At 53.4% G+C, this 19,076-nt stretch carries 11 protein-coding genes; 4 read left to right on the forward strand and 7 right to left on the reverse strand.

From position 1 onward, the window contains the following. Positions 1–37: 37 nt before the first annotated feature. Both NHM04_RS15600 and NHM04_RS15605 read right to left on the reverse strand, forming a co-directional pair. On the reverse strand, positions 38–1,054 hold the full coding sequence (locus tag NHM04_RS15600) for a LacI family DNA-binding transcriptional regulator (RefSeq protein WP_254264680.1): 1,017 nt from the start codon (positions 1,052–1,054) through the stop codon (positions 38–40). 170 nt (positions 1,055–1,224) lie between these two features. Continuing rightward, on the reverse strand, positions 1,225–2,184 hold the full coding sequence (locus NHM04_RS15605; protein WP_254264681.1) for a 2Fe-2S iron-sulfur cluster binding domain-containing protein: 960 nt from the start codon (positions 2,182–2,184) through the stop codon (positions 1,225–1,227). 127 nt (positions 2,185–2,311) lie between these two features. Here NHM04_RS15605 and NHM04_RS15610 point away from each other — a divergent pair, with 127 nt between their 5' ends. The 4 genes from NHM04_RS15610 to NHM04_RS15625 all read left to right on the forward strand — a co-directional run bounded on the left by NHM04_RS15610 (position 2,312) and on the right by NHM04_RS15625 (position 8,053). Beyond that, the gene (locus NHM04_RS15610; protein WP_254264682.1) at positions 2,312–2,887 is read left to right on the forward strand and encodes a YSC84-related protein; all 576 of its coding nucleotides are present in this window, start codon (positions 2,312–2,314) and stop codon (positions 2,885–2,887) included. Between the two features lie 137 nt (positions 2,888–3,024). Beyond that, positions 3,025–3,630: a TetR/AcrR family transcriptional regulator gene (locus tag NHM04_RS15615; RefSeq protein ID WP_254264683.1), complete on the forward strand. Its 606-nt coding sequence runs from the start codon at positions 3,025–3,027 to the stop codon at positions 3,628–3,630. A gap of 118 nt (positions 3,631–3,748) precedes the next feature. Beyond that, entirely contained in the window at positions 3,749–4,927 is a 1,179-nt protein-coding gene (locus NHM04_RS15620) for an efflux RND transporter periplasmic adaptor subunit (RefSeq protein ID WP_254264684.1), read from the forward strand. Between the two features lie 3 nt (positions 4,928–4,930). Next, a complete protein-coding gene (locus NHM04_RS15625) occupies positions 4,931–8,053 on the forward strand; it encodes an efflux RND transporter permease subunit (protein WP_254264685.1) in 3,123 nt (1,040 codons plus the stop codon). Between the two features lie 19 nt (positions 8,054–8,072). Here NHM04_RS15625 and NHM04_RS15630 read toward each other — a convergent pair whose 3' ends face one another. The 5 genes from NHM04_RS15630 to NHM04_RS15650 form a co-directional block, all read right to left on the reverse strand. Next, entirely contained in the window at positions 8,073–12,404 is a 4,332-nt protein-coding gene (locus NHM04_RS15630; protein ID WP_254264686.1) for a PAS domain S-box protein, read from the reverse strand. 241 nt (positions 12,405–12,645) lie between these two features. Then, positions 12,646–16,221 (reverse strand): pullulanase-type alpha-1,6-glucosidase, encoded by a 3,576-nt coding sequence (gene pulA / locus NHM04_RS15635; RefSeq protein ID WP_254264687.1) that lies wholly within the window; start codon positions 16,219–16,221, stop codon positions 12,646–12,648. Between the two features lie 520 nt (positions 16,222–16,741). Beyond that, positions 16,742–17,503 (reverse strand): ABC transporter permease, encoded by a 762-nt coding sequence (locus tag NHM04_RS15640; protein WP_254264688.1) that lies wholly within the window; start codon positions 17,501–17,503, stop codon positions 16,742–16,744. Further along, positions 17,500–18,426 carry an ABC transporter ATP-binding protein gene (locus tag NHM04_RS15645; RefSeq protein ID WP_254264689.1) on the reverse strand — a complete coding sequence of 309 codons (927 nt, stop codon included), beginning with the start codon at positions 18,424–18,426 and terminating at the stop codon, positions 17,500–17,502. The genes NHM04_RS15640 and NHM04_RS15645 overlap by 4 nt, the downstream gene beginning before the upstream one ends. Positions 18,427–18,549: 123 nt before the next feature. Beyond that, positions 18,550–19,056: a hypothetical protein gene (locus NHM04_RS15650; RefSeq protein WP_254264690.1), complete on the reverse strand. Its 507-nt coding sequence runs from the start codon at positions 19,054–19,056 to the stop codon at positions 18,550–18,552. Between the last annotated feature and the right edge of the window lie 20 nt (positions 19,057–19,076).

The raw sequence follows: 19,076 nt of genomic DNA on the forward strand, positions 1-19,076 counted from the left end.
CCGTAACCCGTAACCCGTAACCCGTAACCCGCGCTTTCTATTTCGGTGGCGGACAGCTGGATTCACGCACGATAAGTTCGGGGTAAAAGCCTTCGCTTTCCACCTTTTTACTTTCTCGCAGTGATTTAATTAACAGCGATGCCGCTTTTTGCGCGATGGTACTGGTGGGCTGAGCGGCGGTGGTCAGGTTGGGCCAGGCCTGGCGCGAGAAGGGGCTATCCTCGAAACCTGCAATAGACAGGCTGCGCGGTACGTCGATGCCTTCAATGCGCGCGGCAAACAGTGTGCCCGCCGCAATTTCATCGTTACAGGCAAAAATGGCGGTGGGGTTTTCACCTTTCGAGGTAAGCAGTTTACGGGTGCGCTCAACCCCGGACTCAAACGAGTAGCTGCCGGGTAAAAAGCGTTTGGCGAGATACTTAATGCCGTTATCTTCAAGCGCCGCCTTGTAGCCTGCCAGGCGTTCACCGCTCGATTGGTGTTCTTCATCCCCGCCCAAAAAAGCAATGTCGCGATGCCCGAGTTTGATCAGGTGGTCGGTAATGGCGTAGGCGGCGTTGCGGTCATCGATATAAATGCACGGCGACAGATCGTCTGGCGCCTTTGCGCCGGACAGTACGCGCACAAACTTTATGTTGCGCTCGCCAATGGCGGCGAGCACCTCAGGGTTTTCGGAAATTGGCGGTGTCAGCACCAGTCCGCCCACGCGACTGCGATCGATCATCTCCTGTACTTCTTGCACGATAGATCGGTTGGCTGCATCGCAGGGGTGAATCACCAACTCGTAACCCTGCTTGCGGCATTCATCGAGAATACCTTTTTGCATGTCGATAACGTAGTTGCTGTTGGGGTTGTCGTAGATAAAACCGATGGATGAGGCTGCGCCGCGCAAACCGCGGGCCGACAAGTTGGGTCGGTAATTTAGCTGCTTTACCGCTTTCCAGACGCGATCCTGCAGTTCTTGCCCCACGGTGCCTTCATTATTGATGACGCGCGAAACTGTTTTGAAGGAAACGCCGGCCAGCTTGGCAACATCTTTAATGGTGGGTTTCATGAGTGTTTTTATTCAGTCCTTGTGGGCAGTGGGGGTGCTTATTATGGGTGCACCATCGGGAGTAAAGCCCGACAAAATATAACGGATTTTGCAAGAGCGCAGTTTACCGTGTTTGCGGCCTGATGGCGAGTTAAACGAGGGCTCGTGCGGCCCACAGGGCGCGCTGTTCATTACTGCGCGGCTTCGAACGCGTCGAAATAAACCTCTCGAGGTTTGGCCCCTTTTAAAAAACATTGCTTGCGCATCTTCTGCACAAAGCTCGGCGCGCCGCACAGATAAATTCGATGGCGGTGCAAATCTTTGAATGTTTGTTTTACGTAATCGTAAGCATCGGCAAGCTGTGTCTCAGGGATTCTTGCCTCGCGTTGCACAAGACACTGCAGCGAAATTTGGGGGTTGGCCTGGGCTAGGTCTTGCAAAGCTTGCCGCCAGTACAGTGCCGTGGTGCTCACGCCGCAGTAGAGTATGGTGATATCGCCCCTATGGCCCTGGCTCAGGGCGTCTCGAGCTATAGCGTAAAGCGGAGCAATGCCCGTGCCTGTGCCGGCGAACAGCAGCGCTCGGTCCGGATCATCGTCGCGGTAATAGCAATCGCCGGCGGGGCCGGTAAGCGGCAAGATGGATCCCTTTTGCAGGTGTTGGCGAGCCCACTGGCTAAAGCGTCCGTTCGGCTGCAGGCCAATATGCAATGCAATGCGGCCATCTGCCGGAAGGCTGGCAATGGAGTAGCAGCGCGCAATCTGCTGGTCGCGCCACAGGGTTATATGTTGCCCGGCGCGAAACTTAAGATCGCATTGCAGTTGCAGCTCAAGCACGCGCTCGCTTAGCGGCGTCAAGGCGGTTACCTCGGCTTGAACTTGTTCATTGCGCGGGTCGTAAAGCTGTATTTGCATATCGCTTTGCAGATCGCAGCGACAGCTCATTAGCAGTTGCTTGGCTTTTTGGGTATCGCTTAGCCCCAGCTGCGCCTGGGCTGGAATTGGGCCCTGTTGTGCTTGCACCAAGCACGATTGGCATACCCCGGCGCGACAGCTGTAGGGGACTTGATAGCCATTTTGCAGCAGGGTGTCCAGCAGTGAGGCGCCGGGCTCCGGCTCGAGTATTTGTTTCTCTACAACCAGTTTTACCATAGTGTGATTTGGCTTCGAATGTATTAGTCTATTGTACGGCATTATTCAGTAGAGGCTTGGTGCCTTGTCGGGCGCGATTTACTTGCTTCCGACAGTTCAGACTTAATCTAAGCAATTTGGAGGCTTTATGAACAAGCTTATTACCCTTTTCGCGTCGGTAGCGCTGCTCTTTTCATTCTCCCTGGCCCAGGCCGACGACGATGAAAAGTATCAGGCAACGCTAAACACTTTCAAAGATTCCCCCCAGGTCAGTTCGTTTTTCGGCAGTGCTTATGGTTACGCCTTGTTTCCCACTATTGGTAAAGGTGGTATTGGTGTGGGCGGTGCCCATGGTAAAGGTCGGGTGTATGCTCAGGGTGCCCATGTGGGCAACACCAGCATGACACAGTTGAGTATTGGTTTTCAGCTGGGTGGTCAGGCGTTTAGTGAGGTCATCTTTTTTGAAACCAAAGAAGATTTCGACAAGTTCACCTCGGGCAATTTTGAGTTTGGCGCCCAGGCTAGTGCGGTCGCCATTACCGCCAGTGCCAACGCCAAAGTAGGTACTACCGGCTCGGGCATCGGCGCTTCTGGCACCTCTGATAAGGCAGGTATGCAAAAGGCCCGTTACAACGACGGTATGGCTGTGTTCACTCACGCCAAGGGTGGCTTAATGTACGAAGCGGCTTTAAGTGGCCAAAAGTTCAAGTACGAAGCTCTTTAAGTTCTTCGGCAGCCCTACGGGGCTGCTTTATTGCTTTTCTTTACTGCATTCTCCCCGCTCTCCGTCCCGCTCTCTCTTTACCCGCCGTAGTTTTCGGCGTAAAATGAATGATTGTTCATTTTCTCGTTGGGCTATTCATGGCTGAAGACAAGCGCCGTTCCATCTTACATGCAACCTTATGTCTGCTGGCATCGCGAGGCCTGCACGGCTTTTCCATGAAGCAGCTGGCTGAAAAAGCTGGCGTGGCGGCGGGAACGATTTATTTGTACTTCGAAGACAAGGACGATCTGATTCGCCAGCTGCATGAGGACATCATTCGCGAAGTGGCGCGGCGGATTTTTTTCAACTACGACCCGAGCATACCTCTTTACGACCAATACCGGCGGATGATGGAGAACCTCTGGTCCTTCCACAAGGACTGCCCCGAGATCATGCTGAGTAAGGCTCAGTTCGACACTATGCCGCCAGATTTGTTGTTTGGTCATCGGGGTAAAGATCCAGATACGCTGAACGAGCAGAGAGAAACTGTGTTGGCGGTGTTTCAGCCCATGGCTGACTTATACGAGGCCGGGCGCGCCAGCGGTGTGATTAAGCCGCTGCCGGATGAGCTTCTGTCCGCTCTGTGTATTGACCCGCTGTGCGCCTTGGCGCGCGAGCATCACTTGGGTATGACGAAACTCGGGGACAAGGAGCTGGCGGCTGTGATCGCCGCCGGTTGGGACGCCATCAGTATCCATCACTAAAGTTTTGTTAAACGGGCTTACCAGCTCGCTTTAATTTGCCTGATAATGAACGATTGTTCATCGGGCGTCAGATTATTATTGTTATTGCAGGCGTTGGCCTGTCACAAAGGAGCTGCAAATGTTGTTACGTTCAGTCGGGAAAGGTGCGGCGCACAGCCGGTCGATTGTTGCCTTGGCCTTATCTATGGTGCTTTTGAGTGCCTGTGGAAAATCCTCTGACGCTCCGGCCGGAGGCGGTGCCGGACAGATGCCTGCGCCAGAAGTATCGGTTGTCACCTTAAAAGAGCAGGAAGTCGACTTAAACGTCGAGCTGCCGGGCCGGGCGGTAGCGTTTCGCAAAGCCGAAGTGCGCCCGCAGGTGACTGGCATTATCGAAAAACGTCTGTTTACCGAGGGGGCTTATGTAGAGCAAGGTCAGCAGCTCTATCAAATAGATGCCGCGCGCTACGAGGCTGCGGTGGCCAACGCTAAGGCGCAACTTGCCCGCGCCCGTGCGAATGTGTCTACCACCGAGGCCCGCGAGAAGCGTTATAAGAATTTGCTGTCTGAAAAAGCTGTGAGTCAGCAGGATTATGACGATGCTTTGGGGGCGTACGATCAAGCAAAAGCCGATGTTGCAGTGGCTGAAGCGGCTTTGCGTACGGCCGAGATCGATTTGCGTTATACCGAGGTAAACGCGCCCATTAGCGGTCGCATCGGTATTTCCAGCGTTACCGAAGGTGCACTGGTGTCGGCGCAGCAGGCAGCGGTGCTGACCACTATTAATCAATTGGATCCGATTTATGTGGATGTGTCGCAATCGGCAAGTCGTATTCTGCAGATGCGTCGCGATGTGCAAAGCGGAAAAATCTCGCGCTCTGAAACCCCCAAGGTGAAATTGATTTTGGACGACGGCAGCGAATATCCGCACGAAGGTGAGCTGCAGTTTTCCGATGTAAGCGTGAATGAAAGCACAGGCACTGTGGTAGTGAGGGCACTTTTTGAAAACCCCGACAGCATGTTAATGCCGGGCATGTTTGTACGTGCCGAGCTGGCTGAAGGCGTGCGCAGCAATGCTGTGCTGGTACCTCAGCGGGCAGTGCAGCGCGATCGCGAGGGTAACGCCAGCGTAATGTTAGTAACCGCTGAAAATACCGTTGAGCCTCGCCCAGTGGTGGCCAATCGCGCCGTTGGCAGTGATTGGTTGGTTGAAAGTGGGGTCAGCGCGGGTGATCGGGTGATTGTTGCCGGGCTGCAAAAAGTCCGCCCTGGCGCACAGGTAACCACCGTCGAAGAAGGCAGCGCTCAGGGAGAGTAAGTTATGGCGAAGTTTTTTATCGATCGCCCGGTTTTTGCCTGGGTGATCTCAATCATCATCATGTTGGCGGGGGCGTTGGCGATCAACACTCTGCCTATTTCACAGTACCCCGAGGTGGCGCCGCCATCGGTGGAAATTCGCACCAGCTACCCGGGCGCCTCAGCCAAGGTGGTGGAAGACTCGGTGGTGCAGATCATCGAGCAGAACTTAACGGGTATTGATAACGTTCAGTATATGTCCTCGACCAGTGACTCTTCTGGTGTCGGGCAAATTACGGTGACCTTTGAAGCTGGCACCGATCCGGATATCGCTCAGGTGCAGGTGCAAAATAAACTGCAGGGTGCCATGACGCTCTTGCCTCAAGAGGTACAGCAGCAGGGCATTCGGGTTAATAAATCGTCTGCAGGGTTTTTATTGGTTCTGGGGTTTGTTTCCAACGACAACAGTCTGGATAAGTACGACATTGCTGACTATGTCGCGGCCAACGTGCGAGAACCTCTCAGCCGCGTCGGCGGTGTGGGCGATATTACGATTTTTGGTTCGCAGTACGCCATGCGAATCTGGCTCAACGCCGATAAGCTGGCTACTTACAAACTGACCAGTGAAGACGTTGTTGCGGCGATTCGCTCGCAGAACGTGCAAATTGCCGCCGGTGAGCTGGGCGGTGCACCGGCGATGCCCGGTCAGGATGTGAACGCCAGTATTGTGGTGCAATCGCGCCTGGAAACGCCGGAGCAGTTCCGCAATATTTTGCTGCGCGTCAACGAAGACGGTTCGCAAGTGCGCATGGGTGATGTGGCACGGGTTGAACTTGGTGGTGAAAACTATCAGTTTGAAACCGAATATAACGGCCAGCAAGCAACCGGTTTGGCAATTACGCTTGCCTCGGGCGCGAACGCATTGGAAACCGCCGATAGCGTGCGCCAGCGTATTGACGAATTAAAGCCATTTTTCCCCGAGTCGGTTGAAGTCGTTTACCCGTTTGATACCACGCCCTTTGTAAAGCTCTCGATTGAAGGTGTTGTGCATACCCTGATTGAAGCGGTGGTGCTCGTGTTCTTGGTGATGTACTTGTTCTTACAGAACTTTCGCGCCACTTTAATTCCCACCATTGCCATTCCGGTAGTGCTCTTGGGTACCTTCGCGATTCTGGAAGCCTTTGGCTTTAGCATTAACACCCTGACCATGTTCGCCATGGTGCTCGCCATCGGCTTGCTGGTGGACGATGCCATTGTGGTGGTCGAGAACGTCGAGCGGGTGATGCACGAGGATAAGTTGCCGCCGCGCGAGGCCACGCGAAAATCCATGGATCAGATTACCGGCGCATTGATTGGTATCGCTCTGGTGTTGTCGGCGGTGTTTGTGCCTATGGCATTTTTCGGTGGCTCCACCGGGGTTATCTACCGTCAGTTCTCGATCACCATTGTCTCGGCCATGGTGTTGTCGGTGGTGGTGGCATTGACGCTAACGCCTGCGCTCTGTGCCGTAATGCTCAAACCCACCAGCGATGGACACTACGACAAAAAAGGCTTTTTTGGCTGGTTTAATCGCTTTTTTGATCGCTCATCTAACGGTTATCAGAACAGTGTTAAGGGAATTTTGGCGCGCAAAAGCCGTTTTATGGTGGTGTATCTGGGGATCGTGGTGGTGCTGGCGCTCTTATTCGGTCGGCTACCTGGTTCTTTCCTGCCGGATGAAGACCAAGGCATTTTGTTTACCCAAATGACGCTGCCGGTTAACGCCACTAAAGAACGCTCGATTGATGTGATGAACCGCATCGAAAACTATTACTTGCAGCAAGAAGAGCAAGTGGTGGAGTCGGTGTTCTCGGTCATTGGTTTTAGCTTTAGCGGTCGTGGGCAGAATAATGGTATCGCCTTCGTGAAGTTGCGCGATTGGGATGAGCGCACGGAGCAGGGGCAAGATGTGCACTCGTTGGCCGGGCGTGGTATGGGTTACTTCTCTACCATTAAAGAAGCCATGATCTTCCCGTTTGCACCACCCCCCATTATTCAGCTGGGTACCGCCTCGGGCTTTAACATGCAGCTGAAAGATTTGGGCGGGCAGGGCCATGAGGCCTTAATGAACGCGCGTAACCAGCTGTTGGGAATGGCAGGGCAAGAGTCTGAACTGGTTGGCGTTCGCCCCAATGGTCAGGAAGACACACCGCAATTTAAATTGGATATCGACTTTGAAAAAGCCTCGGCTTTGGGCGTATCGATCAGCCAGATTAACAGCGTGTTTTCTACTGCCTGGGCAGCATCGTATGTGAATGACTTTATTGACAACGGCCGGATTAAACGTGTGTACGTGCAGGGCGATGCGCCTTACCGAATGATGCCGGACGATGTTGGCGACTGGTATGTCCGCAATGACGCTGGCGAGATGGTGCCTTTCTCGGCATTTTCCAGTGGCCGCTGGGTGTACGGTTCACCGCGCTTGGAGCGTTATAACGGTGTGTCATCGGTGAATATTCAAGGGCAGGGGGCTCCCGGAGTAAGTTCGGGTCGTGCCATGCAAATTATGGAAAATCTGGCCGCGCAGCTGCCACCCGGTTTTGGCTTTGAGTGGACCGGTATGTCTCTGCAAGAGAAAGAATCCGGCGACCAGGCGCCACTGCTTTACGCTTTATCGATTCTGGTGGTGTTCCTGTGTTTGGCGGCTTTGTATGAAAGCTGGTCAGTGCCCTTTTCGGTCATGCTGGTAGTGCCGCTCGGCGTCCTCGGTGCGCTGCTGTTCGCCATGGGGCGCGGCTTGTCCAACGATGTGTACTTCCAGGTGGGGCTATTGACCACCGTGGGTCTGTCGGCGAAAAACGCGATCTTGATTGTGGAGTTTGCCAAAGACCTGTACGAAGACGGCATGGATCTGATTAAGGCCACCATGGAGGCGGTACGGATGCGTTTGCGCCCCATTATTATGACCTCGCTGGCGTTTGGTTTAGGGGTAACGCCTCTGGCCATTAGTACGGGGGCTGGTTCCGGTGCGCAAAACGCCATTGGTACGGCGGTACTGGGGGGCATTATCTCCGCGACCTTCCTGGCGATATTCTTCGTGCCACTGTTCTACGTGGTAGTGGTTAAGCTGGGGCAGTTGCTGTCTCCCGGTAAGCGTCAGCAGCCATAAAAATTAATCCAACGGCGACTTAGGTCGCCGTTTTTTTACTCTGCTGAAATGCTGTAATTGTTTCTTCCAGCGTGGCCTGTAGCTCCGGTATGGCAGATTCTAACAGAGTCCACTGTTGCCTTTGAGCTGCGTGCTCGACTTGTTCAGCGTGTTTGTGGAGTTTAAATGCTTTTAACTGTCCGGCGCTGCCTTTCAGGCTGTGGGCTTGTAGCGTGATCAATTGCGCGTCTTTATTGTTCAGAGCAGTTGCTAAAATTTGACTCTTTTCGCGACCGGTTTTGGTAAATTGCACTAACAGTTTGTCTAGAAAATCTTGTTTATTAAATAGGCTTTTGAGCGCTTGCTCGCGATCCCAGATTAAGTCCTCATTCGGTTCTCGGTCGGTGGCTTGCGGTTGCTTTTCATCTTCCGCCAGCAACCAATACTGCAGAGTGCTTAACATAGAAGCGGCGTCTATGGGCTTGCTGAGATAGTCATCCATGCCCGCTTGGAGGCATTTCTCTTTATCGCCCTGCATGGCGTTAGCGGTTAAAGCGATGATGGGAATTTTACTGTTGCTTTCCCCTGCTTCTTTGTTGCGTATACGCCCTGTAGCTTCAAATCCGTCCATCTCTGGCATCTGACAATCCATAAAGACTAGGGTGTAGGGGTTGTGGCTCGGGCTATTTTTCAAGGCGATTAATGCCTCTTTACCGTTGCCTGCAATATCGGCGCTCAATCCTAGCTCGTGGAGTATTAGCTGGGCGACTTCTTGGTTAACGGGGTTGTCCTCAACCAGTAGCAGGCGGGTATTTTTTGGCCATGTTAATAGGCTTTCATTGCTTTTACTGAGAGTGTTTATACTTTCGGCATGGATGTAACCGTTATGTGGCTTGACCTGATTGAGCAGTTTCAGCAGCGCCAGCGTGCCCGGCGGGTGGTAGAGGTATTGGTCGTAGCTGCCTTGGGTAAAGCTTTCACTAAGGCCAATTATGGAAATTAAATAATGCGTGTTTTTCTCCTCTCGCCACTTTCGCGCCTGCGCCAGCTCATGTGATCCCGAACGACTATCGATAAAAACGAGGTCGAAGCTTGGCTCTTGCAGCTCTGTGAGCTGAGCCAGATCATGGGTGCATTTAGCCTCAATTCCCCAGCGGGTAAGTAGCCGATGCAAGGATTCGCTCAGAAGTTGGCTTGGGGTGTGAATCAATATTTTAGGTGGGCCATCGCTAAAGTCGGGGGCTTTAAACAGAGAGGCTTGTGCGGGCTTTAATTCTACCGAAAAGCTAAAACACGAACCTTCTCCCGCGCTACTCTGAGCGCTGATTTTTCCCCGCATAAGTTGCGTGAGCTTGCGGCATATGGCCAAACCTAGGCCAGAGCCCCCGTAGCGACGGGTGGTGGAAGCATCCAGTTGCGAGAAAGGATCAAACAGCTGCTCGATTTTATCGCCGGGAATGCCTACGCCGGTGTCTTGAATATCTGCCGAAAAGTGAACCCGGCCTGCTGCGAGGTGGCTGTGGCAGCGGATAACAATGCTGCCCTGCTCGGTGAATTTAATGGCGTTACCTACCAGGTTGGTGAAAATTTGTTGCAGTCGACCGCAATCGCCGCTGACACTGGCGTGGTTTAACTCGGATTTATCGAGAATCAGTTCCAGTCCTTTATCTTGGGCTCGCATTGCCATGGTGTGGGTAAACCCATCGAGAAACTGGTGCAGCTCAAATTCCGCCTCGTCCAGCTCGAGCTTGCCGGCCTCTACCTTGGAGAAATCCAAAATATCGTTAATGATGGCCAGCAATGATTCGGCACTAGTTTTGGCGATATGCAGTTTGTGTAAATCCCGGTCGGGGAGCTGGGCCTTTTTCAGCAGGTTTAGCATGCCCAATACTCCGTTCATTGGAGTGCGTATTTCATGGCTCATCATGGCGAGAAATTCGCTTTTTGATCGTGCGGCCACTTCGGCCTCAGTTTTGGCTGCCTGCAGGGCAAATTCTGCCAGCTTGCGCTCGTGAATATCCTGGAATGATCCGTACAGACGCACACACTTGCCATTTTCCATTACGGCTTTGCCCGCTGTAGAAATCCACTTTTCCGTGTTGTTGGCGGTGATTAAGATCAGCTCATCTTGAAACTGAGTGCCATTCTCAATGGCCTGTTCTACCAAAGAGGTTATTTTCTGGCGGTGCTCGCCTTCCTTATAAAAGTTAATGCCTGTGGCGAGGTCGGGAGTAAAATCTTCGGCGACCTCGTGAATTTTTTTAGTCATTTGTGACCAGTATATTCTGCCTTTTTCAAGGTCGACCTCCCAGGCGCCAATCTTTCCCAGTTCGCTCATGGCGTTCAGCAAACGGCTCTGGCGATTTAATTTTCGGGCAGAGGCTTCCTGTTCGGTAATGTCGACGGCAGATGCATAAATTTTGCCGGTTTCGTCATCAATTTTTGCACTCCAAAGTAGCGTTACAAAGTGACCTTCCTTGTGTCTGAAACGGGCTTTTACAGAGCTGATCGTGCTGCCCTGCTGTAGCTTTTTAAGCGCGTTGAGGGTGGGGGCACTGTCATCGGGGTGGAGGAACTCGAACACTGGCACCGCAAGTAAGTCTCTTGCGCTATAGCCCAAGGCGTGGGTGAAGTGGTTATTAACGCGCTCGAACACCCCTTCTGCAGTAGTTATACATAAGAAAGAGTTGGCGTTATCGAAGTACTGGTTTAACTCGCGCTGCGATAGCTGGATTTTATGCAGCGCTTGCTTGTGCTCTGTGATATCCAGGTGAGTACCCACCATCCGCCTAGGGGTTCCGTCACTATTCCACTCGACCACTTCTCCGGTATCAATCACCCAAACCCACTGGCCGTTTTTATGCCGCATACGACATTCGCAAATATATTTTTCGCTACGTCCGTCCCAGTGTTCCTGCAACTTTTTCTCTGAATAGGGAAGATCTTCAGGGTGGGCGTGATCCAGCCAGGTGTTGATGTCAATCGGGGCTAATTCTTCGAGACTATAGCCAATAATCTCGGCCCAGCGGTCGTTAAAACGGACTCTACCAGTGGGAATGTCCCAGTCCCAGATGCCGACCCCTGTGCTGTCAATGATCAATTCCAGCCTTTGTCGTTGCTCGGCCAGGCGGCGGGCTTGGGCCTGGGCTGTACTGATATCCTCGACGATCGACCACACCAGCTTTTCACCGGAGTTATCTTTCACCAATACACTGCTCAGCTGCACAGGGAGGGGCTCATCGTTACATTTAACAAATTCCAATTGCACCGGTCCGCAGCGACCCTCTTGGGCAAGCTGGGTGCGAAGATCCATTAAAGTGTGGTGATCCGAAGCGGTTAATACTTTTTTCACCGTTAGTTTGCGCAACTCGTCTAATTGATAATTGCCGTAGGCCAGCAGGGCTGGATTGGCGTCGAGAAATTTGCCGCTGTTGAAGTCGTGTAGGCAGATACCGATAGGAGAGCCGTGAAACAGGGTATGCAGTCTTTGTTCTGCGCCACGGCGAGATTCCAGCAGATAGATCACCCACAGCAAAGGCGCCAGAATAAGAATTGCAACCAAGCACATAGCCAGACGCAAAGGCGTCGCGTTGGGGGCTCGTTGGGGCCAGCCTTGCGCCGGAATAGCGGCCAGCTGCCACTCGCCGCCGGGAATGTCGACTGTGGCGGTGACCGGGTCTTGTGAGCTGATCGCCTGATCCCCCCAAAAAGGTAGAAGTGAGTCGCTGTGACGGATGCTCACATTTAAATTTGCTAGCTGATTTAGGCCGCTGGCGGCGTAGAAAGCTTGGGCGTCGAGCACGGCCGAGACTAACCCCCATAATTGCTGGTCATCGGTGTAAACCGGTATGCGCCCAATGATGCCTTGGCCGCCCTGTACTAATTCCAGCGGGCCTGCGACGGTCATATGACCAGACACAATAGCCTCTTGCACTGCAGCTTTTTGCGAGGGGTGGGTTAGATAATTCAGCCCCAGGGCCGTTTTGTTGTTCTCGTAGGGGTAAACCAATGAGAGCACAAAATCTGGTGCCGCACCTATATTGCGCAGCAGGCTGTTACCGCCAAATAAATGTTGGGCGTAGTGGCTAAAGGTTGCCTGGTCCATGTCGGGATTGACCTGGATGGCGGCTACCAGTCCCTGCACCGTTTGCAGGCTGGCGGTGATATTGCCTTCGAGGCGGGTGCGCAATATAGCCACTTCGTCCAGGGTTTCGCCGCGCACCTGGTGCAGGTGGCCCTGATAGTTAAGCCGGTCGATGTAATAACCACTGGCGAATGCGGTTACCCCTACCACTAAGGAGATAATGAAATAACCGATGCGAGAGAGAGAAAACGCCTGAGGCAGAGAGGAGTTGGATGAAGTACGGAGCATAAAACCTGCGCGCTTTTGTATGGCGGTGAATTTGTTTTTTTGACTCATCCAACTATAGCGTAAAGCTGTCGGGTATAAACGAAGTCGAGTAAATTTTTATGCTAGGAGGCGCGACCTTTGTCCGCAAACCCAGTGGGTAGGGTTATATCCAGAATGTCTCTGCTGATGGGCGAATATAGCGCCTTGGGAGGGTATGGCTGGAGTCAGGGAGAAATGGCGGCCATTGGGCCGCCGTGTTCAATTAGATTTGCTCATCGGCTTTCACAAAAACCGCGGTGGTCAGAGCGGGAACCATAAAATCTCCCTCGCTGAATTTTGCTTGTGTGGTCATAGCATCCGCCGATTGTTGCTGTACCGGATGCAAGGTAAAGGTTCCGCTGAGCGGGTTGGCTATCTCAACGGCTTGCGCTTGCGGGTTAAAAATAACCACGATGGCATCGTGTTCAGCGTCTAGCATTGGCACGTCCGTTAAGCTCATCACGATCACCCCGGCTTGCTGATCTGTGCCGGTGTTGTGAAACTTAAGCACTTGCTCTACGTCGCTGGCGCTGCGTAACCGAAACAGTGGCGAGCTGGCCCGAATGGCGAGCCACTCTTGAAACAGTTGGCGTGCGGTGTCGATATGCTCCGCCGAGGGCGCTGCCTGTTCATCCGCGATAATTTCACCGATTAAGGGCCAGTTGCTGCCGTCTTTGTCCTCGCGGGGTAGGCCCACATTCCAGTTGTTGCTTTGGCCGGTAAAATCTACGCGGTTAAACCAGTCGCCGGAATCGTAGCTGTCGCGCTGCATGGATTTAGAGCGCAGCAAGTCAACCCCCATATGGATAAACGGAATGCCCTGAGCCAGCATAGGCACGCTGAGCGAGAAGTTCTGCATACGCACACGCTCGGCCGCGGTTAATGCGCTGGGCGCTTTGTATTGCAGGTTATCCCACAGGGTTTGGTTGTCGTGCTTGGAGATATAGTTGATGCTCTCCTGCGGGTCCTCGGTGTAGCCGGCTTTAAGGTCAAAGTATGGCACCTGGCCGCCGGTGGTTGGGTTGCCGTTGCGATCCACCAAAGGGTAGCTTTTTAAGCTGCCCGCCAGGTTTACCCGTAAACGGTCGGTTAAATCCGTTAACGCATTTCGCTCGCTATCGGCGCCCGAATTTAGGTCGTTGGGGTAGTGGAACAGCCCGGTGCCATAGCCCTGGTTGCGGCGAATGTCATCGCCACTGTCGAAGGGGCCGCCGCCTCGTACCGCATCGCGAATGCGGTCGTTAAAGCTGCCCACGCCAGTGCCTGCCATATTATTTTGGATGGCGTTAACCCCCCGGCGGCTGTTGGCCACTTCGCCAAAGTTCCAGCCCTCCCCGTAAAAATAGCTGTCGGCATCTACCGCCTGTACGGCATTGCGGGCGGCGAGAATATCTTCGCGCATGTGGTGGCCCATCAAATCAAAGCGGAAACCGTCAATTTTGTAAGCATCGGCCCAGACCACCAGCGAGTCCACCATCAGCTTTTCCATCATCTCGTGTTCGCTGGCGGTGTTGTCGCAGCACGATGACATTTCTACCGCGCCGGACAGTTCGTTGCGGCGGTGGTAGTAGCCGGGTACTAACTTATCCAACACGGATTTTTCACCCAGGCCCGACGCGTTGGTGTGGTTGTAGACCACATCCATCACCACGCGCAGGCCCATCTCGTGCAGCGATTGCACCATCTGGCGAAACTCTACAATGCGCGCAAAACCTTCGCTTTGCGTGGCGTAGCTGCCTTCGGGCGCGGTGTAGTGGTAGGGGTCGTAGCCCCAGTTAAACGAATCCAGCCCGCGCAGATCATTCATCAGCGCTTGCGCCTCGGCGCCGGTGGGGTCAAAGCCCGCCAACACCGACTCGATGCTTGCACTACTGTCGGCGGAACCGCAGATAGCGGCGTTGGCATTCAGCGCGCACAGCTCGCCCACGGTATCGGTAATATCCACCCGCATACTTTCATCTTCATTGACGGTGGCAATATCAAAGGTGGGCAGTAGGTGAATGGTGTTCAGCCCCGCTTGCTGTAAATCGCGCAAGTGATTAACCGGCGCGCTGTCGGTAGCGCTAAAGGCGAGGTATTTACCGCGATGGGCTTCAGGGGTACTGGTATCCTGCGCCGAGAAATCGCGAATATGCACCTCGTAAATCACCGAGTCTTCAGGCGCGGCCAGTGGCGGCACACTGTGGTTACTCCAACCGCTAGGCTGGGTGTCGGCGCGGTCTAAATCCACCACCTGCGCCAGAGTGCTGTTGCTGGACAGGTTTAGGGCGTAAGGGTCGGTGGTGGTGAGGCTTTCTACCGTATCGGTTAAGTAGTGGTACACATCAAACCGGTAGCGGTAATACTGACCGTGCAGGTCGCCTTCTACCGTCGTTTCCCACACGCCTTCATCGGTTTTGACCATGGTGTGGGTTGCGCTGGGCTCATCGCTTAGCGTGGCAAAAACTTCCAGTGTCATGTTGCGTGCGGTGGGTGCCCATACCGCAAACTGCGTATTGCTGCCGTCGATCCAGCTGCCCAGTTTGGCATTGGTAGTAAAGTAGGCATCCAGTGCCCCCGGTGTTTGTACGCTGGTGGCTTTGAGTAAATTGCCGTCGCTATCGTAGGCGCTGGCTACCAGTTCACCGGTCAGCCAATCCTGGGTATTGATGTCGCTAACCGGAATTTTAAACGCTTGCCAGCTGGCAATATGAGGAAACTTTTCCGCGCTGGCGGAGCTGAGTTCGCCCGCGGTTAATTCAACGCCTGCACCGCCCGTGAGTTCATTATTGCTTACGTTAATGTCGCCCGCGCTGTCGGCGTGCAACATAATGCGGCTGGCATTAGCGGGGGCATCCCAGACCAGGGTGTCGGCGTCTACCCAATGGGCGGCGTAACCCGAGAGAGTAATTTGCGCAGGGCCTTCTTCGCCCTGGTAAACAATGGCGCTGGAGCCGTGCTCGGTGTAGGCGATATTGCCCTGGGTTAAATCCATCGCCAAATCGGCGTCGCCCAGCGCTTTTTCATCACCCTTATGCAAAATAAAGTTGATGCAACCGCCGGGGTTGTTTAAATCCAATATAAAGTACGCGCCGCGCTCGGCATCGACGCCGGTGGCGGGCATGGGGTTATCCCAGGTGATGCCGTTAACGCTGTTGTCAGCCAGGGCGTTACAGTCGCCGCCGTTCCACAAGTGCAAGCCCCAGCCGTCGTATTCGCCATCGGCGCGGGTGTAAAAAATAGCGGCTTGGGTCTCGGTTAAGGTAAAGGGCAAAGGTGCCTCGCCACTGTCGTCTTGCGGGTATTCAATGCTGGCTAAACCGTGCGTGGTAAGGGCAATATTGCCGTGCTCTAAATCGAGTATTAAGTCGCTTTCGCCCAGTGCTTTATTGTCACCTTGATGCACAATAAAGTTTACGCAACCGCCTTCAGTTGCCGCTTGCGCCAAGTCCAATACATAGTAAGCGCCGTAGATGTCATCGATGCCTGTGGGGGCCATGGGGGTGTCCCAAGTGACACCTTCTACCGCTGATTCCGCCAGCGCGTCGCAGGCGGCGTTATTCCACAAGTGCAAACCCCAGTTGTCGTAGTTTCCATCCTCGCGGGAGTAAAACACGATGGCCTGGGTATCGCTGAGCGCGACCGGCAACTCCATGCTCGGCACCGAGCTGGAAGAACTGGACACGCTGGAGGAAGACACACTGGAAGAACTTGAAGATTCGATACTGCTGGATGAGACCGAGTGGTCGTCGCTGTCACTGCCACCGCAGGCACTGAGCAGAGCGGCGCTGATAAAAACGCCAAGCGTAATAGAGCGCATGGATAAACTCTCCGTATTTTATGGTTATTGGAGTGGGAGAGATTACGCCAGGAAATTCTAGACAGAAATTTGCATACGTATTCATTTTTATGAATACGTATGCAAATTCTTTAAGGGAGAAAGGCTGAAAATAAATTTTCTACTATTGATATGCCCGTGTCGCCGGGCGTTGCGAGTTACTTTTTTCGGCAAAAAGTAACTCCGCCGTTCCTGCGCATCCATGCGCCCACGGCATTAGTGATTCCCTTCACGTCAAAACCTCGCCCAATAACTGGCCCCTGCGGGGTTCCCTTACTCCAGCCAATTTTAGCGGGCCGTATCGACAGGCCTTCCGTGGCCTGACGATACTTGCGCAAACGTCCTGTTTGCTTACCCCCTAAAATAGGCCTCCGCTCGGCTCAGTCATAATCGGGCGAAAATCCCCAGTTATCTCCATATTTTGAGTGCTAAAAGCCCCAGAAATAGTGGCTTTCGGCCTTGTCTGCTTTTGGAAGTCTCTGTTGCTATTTAAAAATAACGATTAGCTTTTTAACTTGTACCCGGTGTGAAAAACCCAGGCAATCAGGCCGCTGCAGATGGCGATAAACAGGGTAATCATCGCCAGGCTGACACCAATGTGAACATCGGCGCTGCCGTAAAAGCTCCAGCGAAAGCCGCTGACCAAGTAAACCACCGGGTTTAACAGGGTGACCTTCTGCCAAAACTCCGGCAGCATGCTGATGGAGTAAAAGGTGCCGCCCAAAAAGGTGAGCGGTGCAATGACCATCATCGGAATAATTTGCAGCTGCTCGAAACTATTGGCCCACAAACCGATTAGAAAACCCAGCAGCGCAAAGGTGACGCATGTAAGCACCAGAAACAGCAGCATCAGCAACGGATGATCGATGGAGTAATCCACAAACAAGCGCGCGGTTAACAGAATAATCAGCCCCAGAATAATGGACTTGGTGGCCGCGGCGCCCACATAGCCAGCAACGATTTCAAAGGCGGAAACAGGCGCTGAGAGTATCTCGTAAATCGTGCCACTGAATTTCGGCATATAAATGCCAAAGGACGCGTTGGAGGTGCTCTCGGTCAGAATAGTCAGCATCACCAGCCCCGGAATAATAAAAGCGCCGTAACTGATGCCGTCAATGGAAACGATCTGCGAGCCGATGGCCGAGCCAAAGACAATAAAATACAGCGAGGTAGATAATACCGGCGAGGCGATGGATTGCATTAAGGTGCGCCAAGTGCGCGCCAGTTCGAACAGGTAAATAGCTTTAATTCCGTAAGTGTTCACGCTTTTTCCTCCACCAGCGAGACAAAAATTTCTTCCAGTGAACTCTGTTTGGTCGATAAGTCAGAGTACTCGATACCAGACTGAGCTAGCTGCTGCAGTAGCTGGGCTACGCCCGTATCGGTTGCGGCGGTATTGTATTGGTAGCTTAGGCTCAGGCCATCCGCTGCCAGTTCTACGGTTTCGCTATCGATAGCGCTGGGTAAAGCGGCAAGAGGTTGTGTGAGATGAACGGTTAAACTCTTACGGCCCAGATCGCGCATTAAGCGATGTTTTTCTTCTACCAGCATTAACTGCCCTTTATTGATGACGCCAATGCGGTCGGCCATATCTTCGGCCTCTTCAATATAATGAGTGGTTAAAATAATGGTCACCCCTTCATCGCGCAGGCGGCGAATCATGGCCCACATGTCGCGGCGCAGCTCCACGTCTACCCCGGCGGTGGGTTCGTCCAAAAATAAAATTCGCGGTTGGTAGGCGAGGGCTTTGGCGATCAGTACCCGGCGTTTCATGCCGCCGGATAGCGCCATAATGGTGCTGTCTTTTTTATCCCACAGGCTGAGGCTCTTTAACAGCTGTTCCAGGTAAGCGTCGTCCGGCGCGCAGCCGAACAGCCCGCGACTGAACTTTACCGTGTTCCAGACAGACTCAAAAATATTCACCGCTAACTCTTGTGGCACCAGGCCGATACGCTGGCGGGCCTCGCGGTAATGGCGCTGAATATCCAGGCCATCGGCGCTGATACTACCGCCCGAGGCATTGACTATGCCGCAGATAATACTGATTAACGTGGTTTTACCCGCGCCATTGGGGCCCAACAGGGCAAATATTTCGCCGCGCTTGATGGTTAAATCAATCGGCTGCAGCGCCTGAAAGCCAGTGTTATAGGTTTTACTGACGCTTTTTATTTCGATAATTGAATCCACTGTGACTCCTTTAGTGGTAACAGGCTTAGGCTTTAGTGGTAACAGGCTTAGGCGCTTCGAGGCGCCCTTTGCCTGCGGTAATTAATGGCAGGTTAGTGCCGCCAGTGGCTACCAAATGTGCGGCTATTGGCAGGCGCAGTATTGACGTACCCGCTCGCGGCAGCGAGCAAACAACCCCGGATAGACACTGTTGCGCATAGGCGGCAAGGCTACCTTTTCCTCGCGAGGTAACAGTGCATCCAGCCGCACATGGAAATCCAGCTGTACTAAAAATTCTGCCAGCAGCAGGTTCCAGTCCAAGTACAGACTATAGCGCTCGGCACTAAGGCTCGCACCCTGCAGCTTTGTTAGGCATGCAAAGCGCGGCGCAAGTTTCGCCAGTAGGGCCGCCAAACGTAGATTACCGTCTTCCAGCCGATTGGCCAGTAGAGGGTCGTAGTCGCGTATACCTGGTTCCAGGGCTGTGGCGGAATTCTCCAGCGCTCGATGCACGCTGGCTGATATGCGCGCAAATTCAGCGTTGATAGCAACGCTGCTGTGGGGTTCGTTAGCTCCAAGTGTTTGCGCCAGGGCGAACATGTCGCCACGCAGAGCGTTTGTTTCGTGTTGGTTGGTGGTGTCAGTAGGCATGGTGCGCGTCCTTTACAAAA

Origin of the sequence: Gilvimarinus sp. DA14, from assembly GCF_024204685.1 — a bacterium.
Taxonomy (GTDB): domain Bacteria; phylum Pseudomonadota; class Gammaproteobacteria; order Pseudomonadales; family Cellvibrionaceae; genus Gilvimarinus.